This is a genomic window from Micromonospora sp. NPDC007208 (assembly GCF_042869175.1).
GTDB lineage: Bacteria > Actinomycetota > Actinomycetes > Mycobacteriales > Micromonosporaceae > Micromonospora > Micromonospora foliorum.
Genome location: NZ_JBIAFG010000007.1, coordinates 299,934 through 316,628, shown reverse-complemented (window position 1 = coordinate 316,628; position 16,695 = coordinate 299,934). Strand labels below are relative to the sequence as shown.

Below are 16,695 nucleotides of genomic sequence, written 5' to 3'. Positions count from 1 at the left end.
AACGGGTTCAGTTGACCGGTACTAATAGGCCGAGGACTTGACTACTAAGCTGCTACGCGTCCACTGTGCAACTCTGAACAAGCGAACACCCGTGAGTGTTGTGCCGGGGTTGTTTGATATGTTCATAGAGTTACGGCGGTCATGGCGGAGGGGAAACGCCCGGTTACATTCCGAACCCGGAAGCTAAGCCCTCCAGCGCCGATGGTACTGCACTCGTGAGGGTGTGGGAGAGTAGGACGCCGCCGGACAATCTTCCAGAAAAGGCCACCCCCAACGGGGTGGCCTTTTCTGCATTCCCCTAACAAAACTGGGTGCGACCGCCGCGCTGACGAATGTCCGTGTGTCCATTCCGGCGGGCCGGACCGCGCCGGGGCTGGGTTTGGGTTTTGGAATCGGTCAAGGTCACGCTCGAACCAGGATGTAGTGGCCTGCCCGGCGGGCTGATACCACTACAACCAGGATGTTGCGTGACCTTGGCGCCTGCGACCGCGGCCTACGGCCGCGGGCAGCGGGACGGGGGAGGGCGCGGATGCGGTGCTTGGTCAGTCTCGGGTCTGCATGCCGTCGCGGAGGCTGCGCAGCAGGCCGCCGGCGTCGCTGACCGACCGGCCCGGGAACATCGCCATGACCACGCTGCCGTGGTCGGCCCAGCCGCACACCGCGAAGTCCCCGCCCTCGCCGCTGGTGCTGCCGCACTTCAGAACTCCGCCGAGGCCGCCCGCAGGCAGCTCGCGCAGGCCGTTCACCGCGCCGGTCTCGTCCGACATGAGGCGGAAGAGGCTGTCCAGGTCCCGTTCCGGCTGCCACAGCAGGGTGGTGCCCCCGAAGATGAGGACCGAGCGCTTGTCGTCGGCCGGGTCGCGGTAGACCGTGCCGAAACTGCGGTCCAGTTCGATGTTCGCGGCCAGGCCGCTGCGCAGGTAGTCGGCCGTGCTCTTCGCCCGCTCACTGTCGTCGCGGGTCAGACCCGCCACCTGATCGGGTGAGGTCAGTTGGGTGTCCTTCTGCTGCGCCACCCGCAACCCACCGACACCGAGCACCGCGGCGCCGGCGAGGCCGACCACGAGTGCGGCCGTCCAGCCGATCTTGCGGCGGCGTGACCAGCCGCCGGACCGCTCGTCGGGGTCGCCTCCGGAGTCCCGGGTGCTCAGCTGGATCGGCTCTTCGGTCAGCTCGACCGGCTCGCGGCCGCCGTCGCGCGACCGCTCGGTGAGATGTGCGTCGGACATAGCCGACACCGTACGCGAACGGCAGGTGGCGCACGTCAGGTCTGCGGAAGCCCTCCGTAGACTTGTCCGGTGACCGAGAGACTGGATGCCCGACGCCCCGACGCCCCGACCCTTGCCGGCCAGTATCAGCCCGGTGAGGTAGAGCAGCGACGGTACGAGCAGTGGGTAGCCGGCGGGCACTTCCGGGCCTCCGCCGACAGCGACAAGCCCCCCTTCACCATCGTCATCCCGCCGCCGAACGTCACCGGCTCGCTGCACATGGGCCACGCGTTCGAGCACACGCTGATGGACGCGTTGACCCGGCGTAAGCGGATGCAGGGCTTCGAGGCGCTGTGGCTGCCGGGCATGGACCACGCCGGTATCGCGACCCAGAACCTGGTCGAGCGGCAGCTCGCCGCCGAAGGGCTCTCCCGGCACGATCTCGGCCGGGAGAGGTTCGTCGAGCGGGTCTGGCAGTGGAAGGCCGAGTCCGGTGGCGCCATCCTCGGCCAGATGCGCCGCCTCGGCGACTCCGTCGACTGGGACCGCGAGCGCTTCACCATGGACCAGGGGCTGACCCGCGCCGTCCAGACGATCTTCAAGAAGCTCTTCGACGACGGCCTGATCTACCGGGCCAACCGGATCATCAACTGGTGTCCGCGTTGCCTCACGGCGCTCTCCGACATCGAGGTGGAGCACACCGACGACGACGGCGAGCTGATCTCGATCCGCTACAGCGACGAGGTCGTGGTGGCCACCACCCGGGCCGAGACGATGCTCGGCGACACCGCCGTGGCGGTGCACCCCGACGACGAGCGCTACCAGCACCTGATCGGCACCGAGGTCGAGCTGCCGTTGACCGGCCGCCGGATCCCGATCGTCGCCGACGCGCACGTCGACCCGTCCTTCGGCACCGGCATGGTCAAGGTGACGCCGGCCCACGACCCGAACGACTTCGAGATCGGCCAGCGGCACGACCTGCCCGCGCTGACCGTGATGGACGAGCGCGGCGTGATCACCGTGCCCGGCCCGTTCGAGGGGTTGGACCGGTTCGAGGCGCGGCCCGCGATCGTGGCCGCGCTGCGGGAGCAGGGCCGGATCGTCGCCGAGAAGCGCCCGTACGTGCACGCGGTCGGGCACTGCTCGCGCTGCAAGACCACTGTCGAGCCGCGGCTGTCGCTGCAGTGGTTCGTCAACACCGCCCCGCTGGCCCAGGCCGCGGGTGACGCGGTGCGCGACGGCCGGGTCCGCATCGAGCCTGCCGAGCTGGCCAAGCGCTACTTCGCCTGGGTCGACAACATGCACGACTGGTGCATCTCCCGCCAGCTGTGGTGGGGGCACCGCATCCCGGTCTGGTACGGCCCGGCGGGCGAGATCGTCTGCGTCGGCCCCGACGAGGAGCCGCCGACCGGCGAGGGCTGGCACCAGGACGAGGACGTCCTGGACACCTGGTTCTCCAGCGGCCTGTGGCCGTTCTCCACCCTGGGCTGGCCCGAGCAGACCCCGGACCTGGCGAAGTTCTACCCGACCAGCGTGCTGGTCACCGGGTACGACATCCTGTTCTTCTGGGTTGCCCGGATGATGATGTTCGGCCTGTACGCGATGGACGGCCGGCCGCCGTTCGACGTGGTCGCCCTGCACGGGATGGTGCGCGACCAGTTCGGCAAGAAGATGTCGAAGTCGTTCGGCAACGTGGTTGACCCGCTGGACTGGATTGACAGGTACGGCGCCGACGCCACCCGGTTCACCCTGGCCCGGGGCGCGAACCCCGGCCAGGACGTCCCGGTCAGCGAGGAGTGGTGCCAGGGCTCCCGCAACTTCTGCAACAAGCTCTGGAACGCCACCCGGTTCGCCCTGATGAACGGCGCGCACACCACCGGCGACCTGCCGCCGGTCGAGCAGCTCTCCACCGTTGACAGGTGGATCCTGTCCCGGCTGGCGCACGTCACCGCCGAGGTCGACGAGCAGTTCGAGGCGTACGAGTTCGCCAAGGTGTGTGACCTGCTCTACCACTTCGCCTGGGACGACGTCTGCGACTGGTACGTCGAGCTGAGCAAGCCGGTGCTCGCCGAGGGCGGTGAGCGCGCGGAGGCCAGCCGTCGGGTGCTCGGGCACGTGCTCGACCAGTTGCTGCGGTTGCTGCACCCGGTCATCCCGTTCGTCACCGAGGAGTTGTGGCTCGCGCTGACCGGCGGCGAGACGGTGCAGGCCGCCGCCTGGCCGGTGGCCGACCGGTCGCTGGTCGACGACGCCGCAGAGGCCGAGCTGGTCGGTGTGCAGCGGGTGGTCACCGAGATCCGCCGGTTCCGTTCCGACCAGGGGTTGCGTCCGACGCAGCGGGTGGCTGCCCGCCTGGACGGGCTGTCCGGCGCAGGTATCGCGGCCCACGAGCCGCTGATCCGTTCGCTGGTCCGGCTGGATCCGGCCGGGGACGACTTCCAGGCCAGCGCCACGCTGGCCATGCCCGGCGCGGTCGGTGTCGCGTTGGACACCCGGGGCTCGATCGACGTGGCCGCCGAGCGGGCCCGGTTGACGAAGGACCGCGCGGCGGCCGAGAAGGAGGTCGCGCAGGCCCGGGCGAAGCTCGACAACCCTGCCTTCATCGGCAAGGCCCCCGAGCCGGTGGTCGCGAAGATCCGCGACCGGCTCGCCACCGCCGAGGCCGACCTGGTCCGGATCGACGCTGCTCTGGAGACACTGCCCTCGTGACCGACCGTACCGATTTCGCCGCCGTCGAAGCCGAGCTGAACGCCCGCGGTTTCACCCGCATGGTCTTCGAGCTGGACCGGATCGAGTCGCTGCTCGACCTGCTTGGCAGCCCACAGCGGGCGTACCCCGCGATCCACCTGACCGGCACCAACGGCAAGACCTCGACCGCGCGGATGATCGACTCGCTGCTGCGGGCGTTCGGGCTGCACACCGGCCGGTACACCAGCCCGCACCTGGAGACCGTCCGGGAGCGGATCAGCCTGGACGGGGAACCGGTCAGTGAGGAGCGGTTCGCGGCGGTGTACCGGGAGATCAAACCGCTGGCCGAGTTGGTCGACGCGCGGTCGGACGAACCGCTGACGTACTTCGACATGACCACGGCGTTGGCGTTCGCCACCTTCGCCGACGCGCCGGTCGACATCGCCGTGGTCGAGGTCGGCCTCGGCGGTGCCGAGGACGCCACCAATGTTCTCCAGGCCGGGGTCTGTGTGATCACCCCGATCGGGCTGGACCACACCGAGTGGCTCGGCGACACGATTCAGGACATCGCGCTGGCCAAGGCCGGCATCATCCACCCGGGGGCCACCGTGATCGCGGCGGCCCAGGAGGAGGAGGCCGCGCGTCCCCTCCTCGAACGCTGCGCCGAGGTCGGGGCCACCATCGCCCGGGAGGGCGGCGAGTTCGGCGTGCAGCGTCGGGCGGTCGCGGTCGGCGGTCAGGTGCTCACCCTCCAGGGGCTGGGCGGCGTGTACGACGACGTGTTCATCCCGCTGCACGGTGCCCACCAGGCGCAGAACGCGGCGGTGGCGCTCGCCGCCGTGGAGGCCTTCCTGGGTGCGGGGGCCCAGCGTCAGCTGGACATCGAGGCGGTCCGGGAGGGCTTCGCCTCGACCAGTTCCCCGGGCCGGCTGGAGCGGGTCCGTAACGCCCCGACCGTCCTGCTCGACGGCGCGCACAACCCGCACGGCATGAAGGCCACCGTCACCGCACTCCAGGAGGAGTTCGCGTTCAGCAAGCTGGTGGCCGTGATCGGCGTACTGGCCGACAAGGACGCGGAGGGGCTGCTGGAGCTGCTGGAGCCGGTGGTCGACCAGGTGGTTGTCACCCGTAACAGCTCGCCACGGGCCATGCCGACGGAGGAACTCGCCGAGCTGGCCGCCGAGATCTTCGGCGAGGAGCGGGTGGCTTCGGCCGAGGAGATGCCGGATGCGATCGAGCTCGCGGTGGCAATGGCCGAGGAGGACGTCCCCGGTGAGTTGAGCGGGGTCGGGGTGCTGGTCACGGGGTCCGTGGTGACGGTCGCCGACGCGCGCCGGCTGCTGAAGCGATGACCAGCCCGGAGCGTGACCCGCACCCCACCGAGGACCTGACCGGCCCGCCGGTCGAACAGCCGGCGGGGGAGGAGCCCACGGCCGGGCAGCCGCGACGCTCCGGGTTGCGCGACCCGGAGCGGGCGGTACGCGGTCTCGGCGCTGGCACGCTCAGCCTGGAGGCGCTGGTGCTGCTGCTGGCGATCCAGCCGATCCGGGTGGTCGGCGGTGACCTCGGCGGCGCCGCGATCGGTGCGGTGGTGGCACTGGCGGTGGCCGCCGTGGTGCTCGCCGGCATGATGCGCCGCCCCTGGGCCTGGAACGCCGGCACCGTGCTCCAGGGTCTGCTGTTGCTGGGCGGTCTGCTGCACTGGTCGCTGCTCGGGCTGGGCATCATCTTCGCCCTGGTCTGGGCGTACGCGTTACACGTGCGCCGCGTCATTCTCGGCTGACGCCGACCCGGTCGGCCCGCGTCCGATGGCGAGAGCCGTCCCCCGTCGGCGGCGTCCGAAGGCGGGACGCGGGCCGGGTCAGGCGTCGGCGCGTTCGCGCCACTGGGTGAGCGCGACGCCGTGGCCGTCGGGGTCGCGGAAGGCCGCCGCCCACACCTCCAGCTTGGTGCCCCGGTTGACGACCCGGGGCGCGTACGTGAAGCGGACGCCCGACCCGCGCAACCGCTCGTACGCCGCCTCGATGTCGTTCACCTCAAGGTTGACGTGCACCAACCGGCGGCTGATCGGTGCTGCCCCGGTCACCTCGCGCAGCACGAGCCGGGTCGTCCCGGAGGCGAGGACGGCGTTGTGCGCGCCCTGGTCGACCTCGCTGAAGCCGAGCACGTCACGGTAGAAGCCGAGCGACCGGGGCAGGTCGGTGACCAGCAGGGTGAGGCCCACCCCGCTGATCGGCGCGGCCGGGTCCGCGGCCGAGCCGGCATCGAACCCGAAGATCGCCTGGTCCAGTTCCTCGTCGGTGACGGTCGCCCGTGCGGCCCCGGCCGGGGAGGGATCGTCCAGCGGAAGGTCGAGTGGGTCCAGCGGGTCGGCCGCGCCGGGACCGGACCGCTGCGCGGGCGGTGGGTCGAAGCGCCGCGAGCTGGGCTGGTCGGAGCGCTCTGCGTCGGGCTGGTTGGAGCGCTGCGCGCCGGGCTGGTTGGAGCGCTCTGCGCCGGGCTGGTCGGAGCGCTGCGCGTCGGGCGGTGGGTCGGAGCGGTGTGCGTTGGCCTGGTCGACGGGGTCCTCGGCGGGCGGGACGGTCGTGCCGTCCTCGGCCTCAGCGTCGAACCGGTCGGCGGCGGGCTCGTCGAAGCGCTCGTCGGCGGGCGGGCGCGGCGCCGGGGTTGCCCGCCGGGGCAGCCCACCGGCCTGCGGTTCGACGACGACACCCTCCAACACCACCGGGCCACCCGGGCTCTGGTGCATCACCACGGGCTCGCGCTCCTCGGGCACGACACCGGGGTCGTCACGTCGCAGGTCGTCACGTCGCAGGTCGTCGCGCCGGGGATCGGTACGCGAAGGGTCGGTGCGCAGGGGATCACCGAGCGGGTCCCGGAACGGGTCACCGACCGGGTCCCGGAAGTCGTCGCGGAAGTCGTCGTCGGGTGCCCGGTCGGCCCACGGTGGCGCGTCCTGCTGGATCAGCAGCTCGTCCATCGCTTCCGCGTCGGCGAACTCCGGCGGGAGATCGGCGACGGCGGCGGCGGTCTCGGCGTGGGTCGGCACCTCGTCCCAGAGCACCTTGACGTGCCGCTGGTCGTCCAATGCGACCCGGATCGGCAGGGTCTGGCCCAGCGAGGGCCACTTGGAGACCGGCACCCTCGGCTCGATGATCTTCTTGGATCGCGGCGGCAGCCCAGGAGCGTCGATCACCAGTTGCAGTTCGCAACGGCCGAACGCGTACTGGGTTGGTGGTTCGGAGGCGCTGTGCACGTGCCCGACACCGACGACCCACGTGCGACCGCCGCCGCGTACGGTCGCCAGCGCGATGGCCAGCACCAGCAGGGCGACGCCGAGAGCCACGATGGCCCAACTGGTCATGCCCAGCCCGAACAGGACGACGAACGTGGCCACGGTGCCCAGCACCGTGCCGATCAGCTTGCGTACCGGCGCGATGGGTCGGTTCCCGCCATTCGCCACAGTGGACCTCCCGGGGGTCAGGGCCAGGCTAGGCCGGATCGGCCACCGGGGGAAAGACCGGCCGCCGCGCCGGCGCCGGGACCGGGTCGCTAGGCTGACCGTACCGATCCCAAGCGTTCAGCGCGTACAGGAGGAACCCAGCGTGTCCAGCAACAGCCCGGATGAGCGCAGCCTCGTTCTGATCAAGCCCGACGCGGTTCGCCGCGGCCTGGTCGGCGAGGTCCTCTCCCGCTTCGAGCGCAAGGGGCTGCGGATCGACGCGATGGTGCACCGGACGATGGACGCCGCGCTCGCCGACGAGCACTACGCCGAGCACGTCGACAAGGCGTTCTACCCGCCGCTGAAGGACTTCATGACCGGCGGCCCGCTGGTCGCCCTGGTGCTCTCCGGCGACCAGGTCATCGACGTGGTCCGCGGGCTGGTCGGCGCCACCGACGGGCGCAAGGCCGCCGCCGGCACCATCCGGGGCGACCTGTCGCTGTCCAACCGGGAGAACCTGGTGCACGCCTCCGACTCGACCGACAGCGCCAAGCGCGAGATCGCGCTCTGGTTCCCCGAGCTGGGCTGACGCACAACGGTCGGGGTCGACCGACGACGCCCGGGTTCAACCGACCGCCGGCACCTTCGCCGGGTTGCCGACCACGTAGATCCCGGTGATCCGTCCGTCGGCCGCCGCGATGGTCAACGTGTACCGACTGCCGTTCGATCGGGTGATCAGCACCGCGGGCTCCCCGTTGAGTTCGATCGGATCCATGGTGACCCGGTGACGCGGGCCGTAGACACCGGCGTAGAACCGGGCGATCCGGTCCGCGCCGGTGACCGGGTTGAGGGCGGCCCGCACCCGACCGCCACCGTCATTCCACGCGGTGGCGTCGGCGGCCACCAGGTCGGTGAGCCTGGCCAGGTCGCCGTCGCGGGCGGCGGCGAGGAACGCGTCCAGCAGCCGCTCCCGCTCCGGGCGGCTGGCGGTGAACCGGCGTTGTTCCTGCCGTACCCGCTCGGACGCCCGGTGGTACAGCTGCCGACAGTCGGCGGCGGACCGGTCCAGGATCTCGGCGATCTCCGCGTACGGCAGGTCGAAGGCCGTGTGCAGGACGTAGACCGCCCGCTCCGGCGGGGTGAGCCGCTCCAGGACGTGCAGCAACGCGGTGGAGAGCGAGTCGCGTAGCTCCACCCGGTCCAACGGCCCGAACGGCGAGGGCGCGGTCGGGACCGGCTCGGGCAGCCACGTCCCGACGTACGTCTCACGGGCCGCCTGCCGGGCGCGCAGTCGGTCCAGGGCCAACCGGGTGACCACCCGGGACAGGTACCGGCGCGGCTCGTCGACCCGGGCCCGGTCCACACCCAGCCAGCGCAGGTACGCCTCCTGGAGCACGTCCTCCGCGTCGTGCCGGCTGCCGAGCAGGCGGTACGCGAGCCCAAGCAGCATCGGCCGGTGCGCCTCGAGCGCACCGGCCGCCTCTGCTGCCGCCTTGGTGGTCACGCCTGGGCCGGAGGCTCCAGCCGCATCGTCACCCCGATCCGATTCCACACGTTGATTGTGGCAATCGCGATGACGAGGTCGGCCAGTTCCTTCTCCGACCAGACCTTCGCGGCGTCATCCCACACCTCGTCCGGCACCCCGTGCTCACCGAGCTTGGTCACCGCGTCGGTGAGGGCCAGCGCCGCCCGCTCCCGCTCGTCGAAGAAGGGCGCCTCCCGCCAGGTGGCGACCGCGAACAGTCGCCGGCTCGACTCGCCGGCGGCGAGCGCGTCCCGGCTGTGCATGTCCACGCAGTACGCGCACCCGTTGATCATCGACGCCCGCAGCTTCACCAGTTCCAGCACGGTGTGGTCGACGTTCGTCTGGACGTACTTCTCCAACCCCATGACGGCCTTGTACGCCTGCGGTGCGACCTCGGCCGGGTTCATCCGTTGCACGACTACCTCCTGATCGGGTTCGACACCATGACGACGAATGAGGCGGGGTCGGTCGTGACAAACCGCGGCTGTGACCCCGCTCATGCCGTCGAAGTGACCGGGGTGGGCGGCAAGCCACCAGCGACCGACGACGGGCGTTCGCGTTCGCGTCACCCGGGCCGCCGCTCACGGTCATCTCCACCCGATAGACCCACGGGGTCAACCCATGATCGGGAGGAAGCATGACCGAGCTTGATCGACGTACCCTGCTGCGGACCGGCCTGGTGGTCGGTGCCGGAGCCGCCGGCGGCGCCCTGCTGGGCGGTGCCGGCGCGAACGCCGCCCCGGCCTGGCGCCCGGCGGCGCGCCCGGTGCTCACCCACGGTGTGCAGAGCGGCGACGTGACCGCGGACTCGGCGCTGGTCTGGACGCGGGCCGACCGGCCGGGCCGGATGCTGGTCGAGGTGAGCCGTCGGCCGGACTTCCGGGGGGCGCGTACGCTGCGCGGCCCGGTGCTCACCCCGGACGGCGACTTCACCGGGAAGGTCCGGCTGCGGGGCCTGCCGGACTCCGAGCGGCTGCACTACCGGGTGCGGGTGGAGAGCCTGGATCGGCACGGGGTGGTCAGCGAGCCGCTGACCGGGACGTTGACCACCGCGCCGGGGCGGCACCGGCGGCGCGACGTGAAGTTCGTCTGGACCGGCGACGTGGTCGGGCAGGGCTGGGGGATCGACCCGAACTTCGGAGGCATGTCGATCTTCCGGGCCATGCGGCAGACCCGGCCGGACTTCTTCCTGTGCAGCGGCGACACCGTGTACGCCGACGGCCCGCTTGTCGAGTCGGTGACGCTGCCCGACGGGCGGGTCTGGCGCAACCTGGTCACCCCGGAGAAGAGCAAGGTCGCCGAGACGCTGGCCGAGTACCGCGGGCAGTTCGCGTACAACCTGCTCGACGAACACCTGCGGGAGTTCGCCGCCGCGGTGCCGCAGATCAACCAGTGGGACGACCACGAGGTCCTGAACAACTGGTACCCGGGTGAGATCCTGGACGACCCGCGCTACACCGAGCGGCGGGTGGACGTGCTCGCCGTCCGGGCCCGGCAGGCGTTCAACGAGTGGCTACCGGTGCCCGTCGACGGGCCGATGTACCGGAGGCTGTCGTACGGGCCGTCGCTGGACGTGTTCGTGCTCGACATGCGCACCCACAAGGACCCGAACGACGGCAACACGTACGCCGACCCGAAGCGTGGTCTGCTCGGCCGGCAGCAGCGGGAGTGGCTGATCCGGGAGCTGAAGCGCTCCACGGCGACCTGGAAGGTGATCGCCAACGACCTGCCGATCGGCGTGGTGGTGCCGGACGGTCCGGGCGCGCAGGAGGGTGTCGCGCAGGGCGACCCGGGTGCGCCGGTGGGCCGGGAGTTGGAGTTCGCCGAGGTGCTGCGGGCCACCCACCGGGCCGGGGTGACCGGCATGGTCTTCCTGACCGCCGACGTGCACTATTCCGCCGCGCACCACTACGACCCGTCCCGGGCGGCGGTCGGCGACTTCACCCCGTTCTGGGAGTTCGTCTCCGGGCCGGCGCACGCCGGTGCGTTCGGCCCGAACGCGCTGGACGGCACGTTCGGGCCGCGGGCGGCCTTCGTGCACGCGCCGCCGGTGGCCAACACGGGCCCGGCGGGTGGCTTCCAGCACTTCGGCGAGGTCACCATCGACGGGGAGTCCGAGGCACTGACGGTGCACCTGCGCGACCGCGACGGGGCCTCGCTGTGGAGCACCACCCTCCCGGCTCCCTGACCCCAGCTCGTTGATCATGAGGTTGGCGGGCGGAACGGCGGCCCACCGCCCCGTCAACCTCATGATCAGCGGCGGTCGGGGACGCTGGTCAGCACCACTGTGTCGTCGCTGAGCGGCGGGGACGGTTCCGGGCGGTTCGCGGGGGTCGGCAGGCCGGGTACCGTCCGCGCCGAGGGGGCGGCCGGCTCGGCGGGGGCGTTCGACGGCGGCTCGACGGCCGGCACCGGGGGCACCACCTTGCCCCGCCCGGAGAACCGGCGTCCCACCCCGATCATCGGCTGCTCCACCCAGCGGTAGAGCAGGTCGGCGGCGAGCAGGCCGACCACGGTGGTGGCCACGAACAACCGGGTGCTGTGCCCGGCGTACGACGGGACCAGCGCGATCACCGTCGTCATGGCGAGGTACTGCACCAGGTAGAGCGAGTAGGAGCGTTCGCCCACGAAGACCAGCGGTCGCCAGGAGAGCAGTTTCGTCGGCAGGCCGGGAGCCAGCATGGCGGGGAGCAGCAGCGCCACCGCCACCGCGTACACGCCGATCATCAACTCCGAGTGGCCGTCCTCGGCGGGTGGCCAGTACGGCAGCGACAGGTGCACGGCGACGAACCCGGCGAGCACGGCGAGGGACGCCACGGGACGGGTCAACGGCCGGAACAGTGCGTACCCACGGGGGTGGTGCATGACGACCGCCAGCAGGCAGCCGATCAGGATCGACACGTAGTGGATCGGCCAGTAGGGCCAGTCCTTCTCGAACGGGATCAGCGCGACGAGCGCGGCGATGGCCAGCACCGTCACCGCCATCCGGCGCAGGAACGCGGCGGTGACGAACGCGAAGGCGAGCATCGGCCAGACGAGGTAGAACTTCCACTCGATCGCGATCGTCCAGGAGTGCGGGAACGCCTGGTTCGGCGCGAACTCGTTGACCATGAGCAGGTAGTACGGCATCGACTCGCGGAGCTTCCCGCTGGCGCCGTTGAGGTGCGCGAGGGCGTACGTGGCGGCGACCACCACCAGGTAGACCGGCAGGATCCGGAAGATGCGCCGGATGTAGAAGGACCGCAGCGACACCCGCCCCCGCGACTCCTCCTCGCGCAGCATCAGCGTGGTGATCAGGAAGCCGGACAGCACGAAGAACAGTTGCACGCCGACCCAGCCGGACAGCCAGGTCCATCGCGGCCCCCCGAAATGGAAGGCGACGACGATCACCGCGGCGATCGCACGGAGCCCGTCGAGGGCGGGGAACCGGCGCATGGCGCGGTATTCGGCGTAACTTATCGTGGCCACCGCTGAATTCTGGGGAGCGGCACACAACGCGTCAAGGCGGCTCTCCCGCCGCTGGTCACGTTCGCCGTTACTCGGAGGCGCGGCGGTGGGCGCGTCGAGTATCGTTGTACACCGTAAGGCGATGACCCGGCCATCACCGGTGAGCCTCCGGAAGAACAGTCGGGCAACCGGCCCAGTAGAACCGGACGGGTGCGGCCCGTCACAGCCGGCAATGAGCGGGCGGTCGATCCTGACCGCCAAGCGGGGTGGTACCGCGGGCCACCCGGGAGCGCCGTCTCAGGCGTACCCGGAAGGTTCGTCCTCGCAGACCCACGTTGAGTGAGCTGCATGAGGAGAGCGACCCCCGATGGCCTATCCGTTGCACGACCCGACCGCCGCCGGTGTACCGGCGAGCCCGGACCTGCCCGCGGTCGAGCGCCGGGTGCTGGAGCACTGGACGGCCGACAAGACCTTCGAGGCCAGCATCGAGGCCCGTCCCGCCGGCACCGACGGCAAGAACGAGTACGTCTTCTACGACGGCCCGCCCTTCGCCAACGGCCTACCGCACTACGGTCACCTCTTCACCGGCTACGTCAAGGACGTCGTGCCGCGTTACCAGACCATGCGCGGCCGGCACGTCGAGCGGCGCTTCGGCTGGGACTGCCACGGCCTGCCCGCCGAGGTGGTGGCCGAGAAGCAGCTCGGCATCACCAGCAAGGCGGAGATCATCGACCTGGGCGTGGCCCGGTTCAACGAGGCCTGCCGTACCTCGGTGCTGGAGTTCACCCAGGACTGGGAGCGGTACATCAACCGGCAGGCCCGCTGGGTCGACTTCGCCAACGACTACAAAACCCTCGACCTGGACTACATGGAAAGCGTCATGTGGGCCTTCAAGACCCTGCACGACAAGGGTCTGATCTACGAGGGCTTCCGGGTCCTGGCGTACTGCTGGCGCTGCGAGACGCCGCTGTCGAACACCGAGACCCGGATGGACGACGTCTACCGGGACCGGCACGACCCCACCCTGTCGGTGTGGTTCGGCCTGACCGCCGACGAGTCCGCGCCGGAGCTGGTGCGCGGGCCGGTCAAGCTGGGCGTCTGGACCACCACGCCGTGGACCCTGCCGTCGAACCTGGCGCTCGCCGTCGGCCCCGACATCGAGTACGCGGTGCTCGAACGCGACGGCGACCGCTACCTGGTGGGGGCGGCGCGGCTGGCCGCGTACGCCAAGGAACTGGACGGCTACGAGCAGGTCGGGACGGTGCACGGCCGGGACCTGGTCGGGCGCCGCTACACGCCGCTGTTCGACTTCCTCGTCGAGCAGGCCGGGGAGAACGCCTACCAGGTGCTCGGCGCGGAGTTCGTCACCACCGAGGACGGCACCGGGATCGTGCACCTGGCTCCGGCGTTCGGTGAGGACGACCAGAACGTCTGCAACGCCGCTGGCATCCCCACCATCGTCACGGTGGACGACCACACCCGCTTCACCGCGCTGGTCCCGCCGTACCAGGGTGAGCAGGTCTTCGACGTCAACAAGCCGGTGATCCGGGAGCTGAAGGAGCGGGGGGTGGTGCTCAAGCAGGACACCTACACCCACTCGTACCCGCACTGCTGGCGCTGCGACACCCCGCTGGTCTACAAGGCGGTGTCGTCGTGGTTCGTCGCGGTGACCCAGTTCCGGGACCGGATGGTCGAGCTGAACCAGGAGATCAACTGGACGCCCGGCCACATCAAGGACGGCTCGTTCGGCAAGTGGCTGGCCAACGCCCGGGACTGGTCGATCAGCCGGAACCGGTTCTGGGGCTCGCCGATTCCGGCGTGGAAGTCCGACGACCCGAACTACCCGCGCCTGGACGTCTACGGCTCGCTCGCCGACATCGAGCGGGACTTCGGCGTACGCCTGACCGACCTGCACCGGCCGGCGGTGGACGACCTGGTCCGCCCCAACCCGGACGACCCGACCGGGCAGTCGATGATGCGTCGGGTGCCGGAGGTGCTGGACTGCTGGTTCGAGTCCGGGTCGATGCCGTTCGCCCAGGTGCACTACCCGTTCGAGAACGCGGACTGGTTCGAGCACCACTACCCGGGTGACTTCATCGTCGAGTACATCGGGCAGACCCGCGGCTGGTTCTACACCATGCACGTGCTGGCCACCGCGCTGTTCGACAGGCCGGCGTTCCGCAACTGCCTGAGCCACGGCATCCTGCTCGGCTCGGACGGGCGCAAGATGTCCAAGAGCCTGCGCAACTACCCGGACGTCTACCACGTCTTCGACTCGTACGGCTCGGACGCGATGCGCTGGATGCTGATGTCCTCGCCGGTCCTGCGGGGTGGGGACATGGCGGTCACCGAGGCGGGCATCCGCGACGCCGTCCGGCAGGTGCTGCTGCCGCTGTGGAACGTGTGGTACTTCTTCACGCTCTACGCCAACGCCGACGGGTACCAGGCGCGGCGGCGCACCGACTCGACCCACCTGCTCGACCGGTACGTGCTGGCGAAGACGAACGAGCTGGTGTCGACGGTCGGCGCGCAGATGGACTCGTACGACATCTCCGGTGCCTGCGTCACCGTCCGGTCCTACCTGGACGCGTTGACCAACTGGTACGTGCGCCGGTCCCGGGACCGGTTCTGGTCCGGTGACGCCAACGCCTTCGACACGCTGTCGACGGTGCTGGAGACGCTCTGCCGGGTGGTGGCGCCGCTCGCGCCGCTGACCGCGGAGGAGATCTGGCGTGGCCTGACCGGGGAGCGGTCGGTGCACCTGACCGACTGGCCGGAGGCGAGCGAGTTCCCGGCCGACCACGACCTGGTCGCCGCGATGGACAACGTGCGGGCGGTCGCCTCGGCGGCGCTGTCGCTGCGCAAGGCCAAGGGGCTGCGGGTACGACTGCCGCTGTCGAAGCTGACCGTGGCCTCGCCGGTGGCGGAGCAGTTGCGACCGTTCGCCGACCTGGTCGCCGACGAGGTCAACGTGAAGGCGGTGGAGTTCAGCGCGGAGCTGTCCGCGTACTGCGAGCAGGTGTTGACTGTGGTGCCCCGGGCGCTCGGCCCGCGGGTCGGCAAGCAGGTGCAGCAGGTGATCAAGGCGGTCAAGGCGGGCGACTGGGAGTTGGTCGACGGCGCCCCGGTGGCCGCCGGCGTCACCCTCGCCGAGGGTGAGTACGAGCTGCGTCTGGTCGCCGCCGACGCCGAGCACTCCGCGCCGCTGCCCGGCGGCGAGGGCGTGGTGGTGCTGGACACCGACGTCACTCCGGAGTTGGCCGCCGAGGGGCTGGCCCGCGACGTGGTGCGGGTGGTACAGCAGGCCCGCCGGGACGCCGACCTGGACGTCTCGGACCGGATCGTGGTGTTGGTGTCGGCGTCCGACGAGGTACGCGCGGCGGTGGCCGCGTACGTCGACTTCGTCTCCGCGGAGGTGCTGGCCGACTCGGTGGACTTCGCCGAAAGCACGGACGGCTCTGCCGTTGAGGGTCTGGACGGCTTCGCTGGCGAGGTCGGCGACGGTGAGCGGGTAACGGTGGTCGTCCGCCGGGTATAACGGACCATCGTCAGGGTGCGGACGCCTCACCACCTCCGTCCGGGAGGTGTGGAGGCGTCCGCTACCGTGACACCGCCTGTTCGCACCTGATCTGCCGGAGGACCAGTGCCCCTGCTCTACACCATCGGCAAGCTCACCGTGGCGCCCACGCTGCGGTTGGCGTTCCGCCCGACCGTGGAGGGGCTGGAACACGTGCCGGAGATCGGTGGCGCGGTCTTCGCCGGCAATCACCTCTCGGTGGCCGACGAGCTGTTCCTCGGCACGGTCGTGCCCCGGCACCTGGCGTTCTGGGCCAAGTCGGAGTATTTCAAGGGCACCGGCGTGAAGGGTGCGATCTCCAAGTTCGTCCTCACCGGCCTGGGCGCGATCCCGGTCGAGCGGGCCGGCGGCCGGGCGGCGCTGTCCGCGTTCGACGCGGCGATCCCGGCGCTCAAGGGCGGTGACCTGGTGGTGGTCTACCCGGAGGGCACCCGCTCGCCGGACGGCAAGCTCTACCGGGGGCGGACCGGCGCGGCCCGGCTGGCGATCTCGGCCGGCGTGCCGATCATTCCGGTCGGCATGATCGGCACGGACAAGGCACAGCCGATCGGTGCGCGGGTGCCCCGGCCGGGCACTGCCAAGATCACGGTTCGATTCGGCAAGCCGCTGGACTTCACCGGCCGGCCGGACGACCGCACCTCACTGCGGCAGATGACCGACGAGCTGATGAGCGAGATCCAGAAACTCACCGGCCAGGAGTACGTGCCCCGCTACGCCCCGCCGCGCGCCCACCCGGACCCGACCCGCGACGCCTGACCCCGGCGGGCGCATGCTGGCCTGCTGGCTCCCGGCCTAGGGGCACTCGCTC

The 16,695-nt window shown here is 70.8% G+C and carries 12 protein-coding genes and 1 rRNA gene; 8 read left to right on the top strand and 5 right to left on the bottom strand.

Annotated features, from left to right (window positions below; all coding sequences use genetic code 11):
• Positions 1-131: 131 nt before the first annotated feature.
• Positions 132-248: ribosomal RNA gene (gene rrf / locus ACFYL6_RS17610) — 5S ribosomal RNA — on the top strand.
• A gap of 294 nt (positions 249-542) precedes the next feature.
• Here the strand turns inward: rrf and ACFYL6_RS17605 are convergent.
• Positions 543-1,229 (bottom strand): hypothetical protein, encoded by a 687-nt coding sequence (locus tag ACFYL6_RS17605; protein WP_387172237.1) that lies wholly within the window; start codon positions 1,227-1,229, stop codon positions 543-545.
• A gap of 69 nt (positions 1,230-1,298) precedes the next feature.
• Between ACFYL6_RS17605 and ACFYL6_RS17600 the strand changes: the two genes are divergently transcribed.
• The 3 genes from ACFYL6_RS17600 to ACFYL6_RS17590 are packed head-to-tail and all read left to right on the top strand — an operon-like array spanning position 1,299 to position 5,679.
• Positions 1,299-3,917 (top strand): valine--tRNA ligase, encoded by a 2,619-nt coding sequence (locus ACFYL6_RS17600; RefSeq protein WP_387172235.1) that lies wholly within the window; start codon positions 1,299-1,301, stop codon positions 3,915-3,917.
• The gene (locus ACFYL6_RS17595) at positions 3,914-5,248 is read left to right on the top strand and encodes a bifunctional folylpolyglutamate synthase/dihydrofolate synthase (RefSeq protein ID WP_387172233.1); all 1,335 of its coding nucleotides are present in this window, start codon (positions 3,914-3,916) and stop codon (positions 5,246-5,248) included. Before ACFYL6_RS17600 ends, ACFYL6_RS17595 begins: the two co-directional genes overlap by 4 nt.
• Positions 5,245-5,679: a DUF4233 domain-containing protein gene (locus tag ACFYL6_RS17590; protein WP_387172231.1), complete on the top strand. Its 435-nt coding sequence runs from the start codon at positions 5,245-5,247 to the stop codon at positions 5,677-5,679. Before ACFYL6_RS17595 ends, ACFYL6_RS17590 begins: the two co-directional genes overlap by 4 nt.
• Positions 5,680-5,757: 78 nt before the next feature.
• Here ACFYL6_RS17590 and ACFYL6_RS17585 read toward each other — a convergent pair whose 3' ends face one another.
• On the bottom strand, positions 5,758-7,359 hold the full coding sequence (locus tag ACFYL6_RS17585; RefSeq protein WP_387172229.1) for a VOC family protein: 1,602 nt from the start codon (positions 7,357-7,359) through the stop codon (positions 5,758-5,760).
• Positions 7,360-7,501: 142 nt separating this feature from the next.
• Between ACFYL6_RS17585 and ndk the strand changes: the two genes are divergently transcribed.
• Positions 7,502-7,927: a nucleoside-diphosphate kinase gene (gene ndk, locus ACFYL6_RS17580; protein WP_091409968.1), complete on the top strand. Its 426-nt coding sequence runs from the start codon at positions 7,502-7,504 to the stop codon at positions 7,925-7,927.
• A 36-nt stretch (positions 7,928-7,963) separates the two neighbouring features.
• Here the strand turns inward: ndk and sigJ are convergent, their stop codons facing one another.
• Positions 7,964-8,842: an RNA polymerase sigma factor SigJ gene (gene sigJ, locus ACFYL6_RS17575; protein WP_387172227.1), complete on the bottom strand. Its 879-nt coding sequence runs from the start codon at positions 8,840-8,842 to the stop codon at positions 7,964-7,966.
• Positions 8,839-9,270, bottom strand: coding sequence for a carboxymuconolactone decarboxylase family protein (locus ACFYL6_RS17570; protein WP_387172268.1), 432 nt, complete (start codon positions 9,268-9,270; stop codon positions 8,839-8,841). The genes sigJ and ACFYL6_RS17570 overlap by 4 nt, the downstream gene beginning before the upstream one ends.
• A gap of 230 nt (positions 9,271-9,500) precedes the next feature.
• On the opposite strand from ACFYL6_RS17570, the gene ACFYL6_RS17565 reads away from it, so the two are divergent.
• On the top strand, positions 9,501-11,051 hold the full coding sequence (locus ACFYL6_RS17565) for an alkaline phosphatase D family protein (RefSeq protein WP_387172225.1): 1,551 nt from the start codon (positions 9,501-9,503) through the stop codon (positions 11,049-11,051).
• A 65-nt stretch (positions 11,052-11,116) separates the two neighbouring features.
• Here ACFYL6_RS17565 and ACFYL6_RS17560 read toward each other — a convergent pair whose 3' ends face one another.
• Positions 11,117-12,331, bottom strand: a complete 1,215-nt coding sequence (locus tag ACFYL6_RS17560; protein WP_387172223.1) for an acyltransferase family protein — start codon at positions 12,329-12,331, stop codon at positions 11,117-11,119.
• Between the two features lie 346 nt (positions 12,332-12,677).
• On the opposite strand from ACFYL6_RS17560, the gene ileS reads away from it, so the two are divergent.
• Together ileS and ACFYL6_RS17550 are read left to right on the top strand one after the other, a co-directional pair.
• Positions 12,678-15,848, top strand: coding sequence for an isoleucine--tRNA ligase (ileS, locus tag ACFYL6_RS17555; protein WP_387172221.1), 3,171 nt, complete (start codon positions 12,678-12,680; stop codon positions 15,846-15,848).
• Between the two features lie 105 nt (positions 15,849-15,953).
• Positions 15,954-16,643 (top strand): 1-acyl-sn-glycerol-3-phosphate acyltransferase, encoded by a 690-nt coding sequence (locus tag ACFYL6_RS17550; RefSeq protein WP_091409949.1) that lies wholly within the window; start codon positions 15,954-15,956, stop codon positions 16,641-16,643.
• Positions 16,644-16,695 lie beyond the last annotated feature (52 nt).

Excerpts from the sequence above, each read along its gene's own strand:
- ACFYL6_RS17565 (WP_387172225.1), top strand. The coding sequence starts at position 9,501 with ATGACCGAGCTTGATCGACGTACCCTGCTGCGGACCGGCCTGGTGGTC.
- ACFYL6_RS17605 (WP_387172237.1), bottom strand. The coding sequence starts at position 1,229 with ATGTCCGACGCACATCTCACCGAGCGGTCGCGCGACGGCGGCCGCGAG.
- ileS (WP_387172221.1), top strand. The coding sequence starts at position 12,678 with ATGGCCTATCCGTTGCACGACCCGACCGCCGCCGGTGTACCGGCGAGC.
- ACFYL6_RS17590 (WP_387172231.1), top strand. The coding sequence starts at position 5,245 with ATGACCAGCCCGGAGCGTGACCCGCACCCCACCGAGGACCTGACCGGC.
- ACFYL6_RS17570 (WP_387172268.1), bottom strand. The coding sequence starts at position 9,270 with ATGAACCCGGCCGAGGTCGCACCGCAGGCGTACAAGGCCGTCATGGGG.